This window comes from Streptomyces sp. NPDC045701 (assembly GCF_056432045.1).
Window position 1 is genome coordinate 1 of record NZ_JBWKJV010000232.1, and the last position, 1,058, is coordinate 1,058.

Consider the following 1,058-nt stretch of genomic DNA (forward strand, 5'->3'; position numbering starts at 1 on the left):
ACGACCTTGGGGGAAATTGAGGTCGGGCCGTCTTGGCCTGGTGGTTCGGCTGGTGGGTGATCAGCAGGCCGTCGTGCGGACGAGGACCAGTTCGGTGCTTGTCCGTCGACGGGTCGGCCGGCGGGCGGAGCGGTCGGAGACCAGGCCCGCGATCGCTCGGTGTGTCTGGTCGTAGTCCTCGCGTCGGCCGGTGTACCGCTGGAGGGGACGCCACTGCTTGTACTCGGCGTTGGCGTGCTCCACCACGATCCGGGCCGAGGACTGGCGGCGGCGTTCTTCGCGCCAGGCGCGCTTCTCGCCGTCCGGGGCATCGTCGGCCGGCTTCTTCGGCGGCGCGCTGACCTGGCCGGGGAACTCCTTGGCCAGGCCCTGGTAGCCGGAGTCGACCTTGGCTTTCACGTCCGGGTGCTGGCGGAATTGTTCGGCGATGCCCTCGGTGCGTACGGCGGTCTGGTCGTGCATCCGCCCGGGCCGGGGCACGCCGGAGAAGAGGGTGCGGCCCTGGCCGTCGCTGAAGGTGGTGGTCTTCATGGTGTTCTGCCTCTTCTTGCCCGAGACGAACGCCTTGCGTCCGGGCCGTCCTGCCTTGGGGCGTCTGATCTGGACTTCCGTGCCGTCCATGCGGAACTCGACGCCTTCGGCCTCCGCGTAGGCGAACAGGTCCTCCACGGTGCGGATCCGTAGGCCCGGGCGGTCGGGGACGGCGAAGCCGCGGGCCGCGAGCAGGGGCCTGACCTCGCGGATCGCAGCGGAAACAGTCGAGCGGTCGACTTCGAAGAGCTCTGCCAGGGCGGCGTGCGGCAGTCCGAGGCGCAGGCAGACCAGGGTGACCAGCAGCCGGTCGGTGAAGACCAACCGCTGTTTGCGCCCCGCGCCTGCTGCTCTCCGCCTCGCGCCCCCGCGTTGCTCCCGCAGTCGGGACTCGCGAGCGGCTTCCCACTGGGGTGCGAGTTCTTCGAGCAACTCGCCGAAATGTGCGCGAGAGACCCCGGACAGGGCAGGATGGGAGCAGGCCGTGCGGGCCCAGGTAAGCATCACAACTCACCCAACCCGCACGG

At 69.9% G+C, this 1,058-nt stretch carries 1 protein-coding gene; it reads right to left on the reverse strand.

Annotation, left to right across the window (positions count from 1 at the left end):
• Window positions 1-60: 60 nt before the first annotated feature.
• Window positions 61-1,035 (reverse strand): transposase, encoded by a 975-nt coding sequence (locus AC07DW_RS34650; RefSeq protein ID WP_478861555.1) that lies wholly within the window; start codon window positions 1,033-1,035, stop codon window positions 61-63.
• Window positions 1,036-1,058 lie beyond the last annotated feature (23 nt).

Bases quoted from the DNA above. Each gene is read 5' to 3' on its own strand.
- AC07DW_RS34650 (WP_478861555.1), bottom strand. From the start codon at position 1,035: ATGCTTACCTGGGCCCGCACGGCCTGCTCCCATCCTGCCCTGTCCGGG.